General features: G+C 62.4%; 5 protein-coding genes. All 5 read left to right on the forward strand.

Features of this window, described 5'->3' with window-relative positions:
- On the forward strand, positions 1 to 376 hold a 376-nt coding region (locus tag BLX41_RS35575; protein WP_311197528.1), incomplete at its 5' end, for a DNA polymerase III subunit gamma/tau C-terminal domain-containing protein.
- A 66-nt stretch (positions 377 to 442) separates the two neighbouring features.
- Positions 443 to 781 (forward strand): YbaB/EbfC family nucleoid-associated protein, encoded by a 339-nt coding sequence (locus tag BLX41_RS16985; protein WP_015634779.1) that lies wholly within the window; start codon positions 443 to 445, stop codon positions 779 to 781.
- A gap of 208 nt (positions 782 to 989) precedes the next feature.
- Entirely contained in the window at positions 990 to 2,033 is a 1,044-nt protein-coding gene (locus tag BLX41_RS16990) for an NADP-dependent oxidoreductase (protein ID WP_123725825.1), read from the forward strand.
- Between the two features lie 57 nt (positions 2,034 to 2,090).
- Positions 2,091 to 2,693: a recombination mediator RecR gene (gene recR / locus BLX41_RS16995; RefSeq protein ID WP_123725826.1), complete on the forward strand. Its 603-nt coding sequence runs from the start codon at positions 2,091 to 2,093 to the stop codon at positions 2,691 to 2,693.
- Positions 2,694 to 2,795: 102 nt separating this feature from the next.
- The coding region (locus BLX41_RS17000) for an acyl-CoA dehydrogenase family protein (RefSeq protein ID WP_123725827.1) at positions 2,796 to 3,926 on the forward strand (1,131 nt) is incomplete at its 3' end.

Consider the following 3,926-nt stretch of genomic DNA (forward strand, 5'->3'; position numbering starts at 1 on the left):
GTTCCCGAAACTACCGATTTCCGGCATGACCGGCAGCATCGCCGCCAACTGCACCCTGATGGCCGTAGAGGGTGACAACTGGTTGCTGCACCTGGACCCTGCCCACAGCGCACTGTTCAACGCCACTCAGCAGCGTCGGCTCAATGACGCGCTGAACCAGTACCACGGACGTACCCTGACCCTGGCCATCGAGCTGATCAAGCCCGAGCAGGAAACCCCGGCCCAGGCGGCTTCACGGCGCCGGGCCGACCGCCAGCGCGAGGCAGAGGATTCGATCCACGGCGATCCGTTCATCCAGCAGATGGTCCAGGAGTTCGGTGCCGTGGTGCGCCAGGATACTATTGAACCTGTCGAGGCCCTGGCCGCTCAGGGTTGATCACTTAAAGGGCGCCGGGCCACGGGCCGGGCGCTGTTTCAATCCCCGTACTTTGAGGTAATTCCCATGATGAAAGGTGGCATGGCCGGCCTGATGAAGCAGGCACAGCAGATGCAGGAAAAAATGGCCAAGATGCAGGAAGAACTGGCCAACGCTGAAGTCACCGGCAAGGCCGGCGGCGACATGGTCACTGTGGTCATGACCGGTCGTCACGACATCAAGCGCGTGAGCATCGACCCGAGCCTGCTGGAAGGCGTCAGCGAAGATGACCGTGAAGTGCTGGAAGACCTGTTTGCCGCAGCGGTCAATGACGCCGTGCGCAAGATCGAGTCCAACAGCCAGGAAAAAATGTCCGGCATGACTGCCGGCATGCAGCTGCCTCCAGGCATGAAACTGCCGTTCTGATTCGCCCAGGCGCTTGGGATGGATGCAAAAAAGCCAGGCCTTGAGCCTGGCTTTTTTATCCCGTCGATAAGCTCTGCGCAGTTCGTAGGAGCCGGCTTGCCGGTGAAGGCCGTCCCCGATCCCTCTGCAGAAACATCGAACGCCCTGGCCTTCTCAGGGTCTGCACCCTATACAGTCCTATCCAACCCTCGATACAGGAGTGTCTGTGATGCCGCAAACATTGACCCTCAACCAGCGTGTGGTGCTGGTCTCTCGTCCCCAGGGTGCACCGGTCCCGGAGAACTTCCGCCTGGAGCGGGTCGCCTTGCCGGAACTGGCGGACGGCCAAGTCCTGCTGCAGACCCTCTACCTGTCCCTGGACCCCTACATGCGCGGCCGCATGAGCGACGCGCCGTCCTACGCCGCGCCCGTGGAAATCAATGAAGTGATGACCGGTGGCGCAGTGAGTCGGGTCGAGCGATCGCTGAATCCGAAGTTCCAGGAAGGCGATCTGGTGGTGGGGGCCACTGGCTGGCAGAGTCACTGCATCAGTGATGGTCGTAACCTGATTCCCGTGCCTTCCGGTCTGCCCAGCCCTTCCATGGCCTTGGGCGTGCTGGGCATGCCCGGGATGACCGCCTACATGGGGCTGATGGACATCGGTCAGCCCGAGGCGGGTGAAACCCTGGTGGTGGCTGCGGCGTCCGGGGCTGTGGGCTCGGTGGTGGGGCAGGTGGCCAAGCTCAAGGGGCTGCGGGTGGTGGGCGTGGCCGGCGGTGCGGACAAGTGCCGCTATGTGGTCGAGGAGCTGGGTTTCGACGCCTGCATCGACCACAAGAGCGCCGACTTTGCCGATGAATTGGCCCAGGCCTGCTTCAACGGAGTGGACATCTACTTCGAGAACGTCGGTGGCAAGGTGTTCGATGCCGTTCTGCCCTTGCTCAATCCCAAGGCGCGCATTCCCCTGTGCGGGCTGATCGCCCAGTACAACGCCCAGGAGCTGCCGCCGGGGCCGGACCGCCTGCCGCTGTTGCAGCGCACCTTGCTGACCAAGCGGGTGCGGATCCAGGGCTTTATCGTCTTCGACGACTATGGCGATCGGCATCCGGAGTTCATCAAGGCCATGGCACCCTGGGTGCGCGAAGGCAAGGTCAAGTTCAAGGAGGATGTGGTCGAAGGCCTGGAGCTGGCACCTGAAGCTTTCATCGGCCTGCTGGAAGGGCGCAACTTCGGCAAGCTGGTGGTCAAGGTCGCCGTGAACGCGAGTATTTGACGCTACCCTGAGGCGCGGGTATAAACCGCGTCTCGTTGTTTTGTCGGACCTTTGCCCATGAGCTTCAGCCCCCTGATTCGCCAACTGATCGATGCCCTGCGCACCCTGCCGGGCGTGGGTCAGAAAACCGCCCAGCGCATGGCCTTGCAGCTGCTTGAGCGTGATCGCAGTGGCGGTTTGCGCCTGGCCCAGGCCTTGAGTCAGGCCATGGAGGGCGTTGGGCATTGCCGCCAGTGCCGGACTCTGACTGAAGACGAGCTGTGCCCGCAGTGCGCCGACCCTCGTCGTGACGACAGTCTGTTGTGCGTGGTGGAGGGACCTATGGATGTGTACGCGGTGGAGCAGACCGGTTACCGCGGTCGCTATTTCGTGCTCAAGGGGCATCTGTCGCCTTTGGACGGCCTGGGCCCGGAGGCCATCGGCATTCCTCAGTTACTGGCGCGGATTGAAGAGCAGGGCAGCTTCACCGAGATCATCCTGGCCACCAATCCCACGGTGGAAGGTGAAGCCACGGCCCATTACATCGCCCAGTTGCTGACCAACAAAGGCCTGATCACCTCGCGCATTGCCCACGGCGTGCCTCTGGGTGGCGAGCTGGAGCTGGTGGACGGCGGCACCCTGGCCCATTCCTTCGCCGGCCGCAAACCCATAGCGCTATAACGCTGTCGGAGCCGGCTTGCCGGCGAAAGACGCGTCACACATCTCCTTGAAAACCAAGCAAGCGCTTGGTAAGTTTCCTCGACCCTTCAGAGGAGCTTGCCGATGTCTGTCTGCCAGGAATACTTCGACCCCAGCCACCAGTTGGTCCGTGACAGCGTGCGACGTTTCGTCGAACGGGAAATCCTCCCAGAGATCGATCGGTGGGAGGAGGCTGAAAGCTTCCCCCGCGAGCTGTATCTCAAGGCCGGTGCTGCAGGGATTCTGGGTATCGGTTATCCCGAAGTGCTGGGGGGCAGTCACGAAGGTGACCTGTTCGCCAAGATCGCCGCCAGCGAAGAGCTGATGCGCAGCGGTTCCGGCGGCCTGGTGGCGGGGCTGGGCTCCCTGGATATCGGCCTGCCGCCCATCGTCAAATGGGCTCGTCCCGAGGTGCGGGACCGAGTGGCGCCCCAAGTGCTGTCCGGAGAGAAAATCTGCGCTCTGGCGGTGACCGAGCCCGGGGGCGGTTCGGACGTGGCCAATCTGCAGACACGCGCTGTGCGCGACGGCGATCATTATCGGGTCAGCGGCAGCAAGACCTTTATCACCAGCGGCGTACGCGCCGATTTCTACACCGTTGCGGTGCGTACCGGCGAACCCGGTTACGGCGGTATCAGCTTGTTGCTGATCGAAAAGGGCACACCGGGCTTCACCGTCGGTCGACAGCTGAAAAAGATGGGCTGGTGGGCCTCGGACACTGCCGAGCTGTTCTTCGACGATTGCCGGGTGCCGGTGGGCAATCTGATCGGCGCCGAGAACATGGGCTTTGCCTGCATCATGGGCAATTTCCAGAGTGAACGTCTGGCCCTGGCACTGATGGCCAACATGACGGCGCAGATGGCCCTGGAGGAAAGCCTGAAGTGGGCTCGCGAGCGGGAGGCGTTCGGCAGGCCCATCGCCAAGTTCCAGGTGCTCAAGCATCGTCTGGCGGAGATGGCTACGGCTCTGGAAGTCTCGCGAGAGTTCACCTATCGCCAGGCGGCGAAGATGGCCGTCGGCAAGAGCGTGATCAAGGAGATTTCCATGGCCAAGAACGTTGCCACCGATACCGCCGACCGTATTACCCATGATGCGGTGCAGATATTCGGTGGCATGGGCTACATGCGCGAGAGCCTGGTGGAACGCCTGTATCGCGACAACCGTATTCTCTCGATCGGCGGCGGTACCCGCGAGGTGATGAACGAAATCATCAGC

Source organism: Pseudomonas protegens (assembly GCF_003732485.1).
Lineage (GTDB): Bacteria > Pseudomonadota > Gammaproteobacteria > Pseudomonadales > Pseudomonadaceae > Aquipseudomonas > Aquipseudomonas protegens_B.

Excerpts from the sequence above, each read along its gene's own strand:
- BLX41_RS16985 (WP_015634779.1), top strand. The coding sequence starts at position 443 with ATGATGAAAGGTGGCATGGCCGGCCTGATGAAGCAGGCACAGCAGATG.
- BLX41_RS16990 (WP_123725825.1), top strand. The coding sequence starts at position 990 with ATGCCGCAAACATTGACCCTCAACCAGCGTGTGGTGCTGGTCTCTCGT.
- recR (WP_123725826.1), top strand. The coding sequence starts at position 2,091 with ATGAGCTTCAGCCCCCTGATTCGCCAACTGATCGATGCCCTGCGCACC.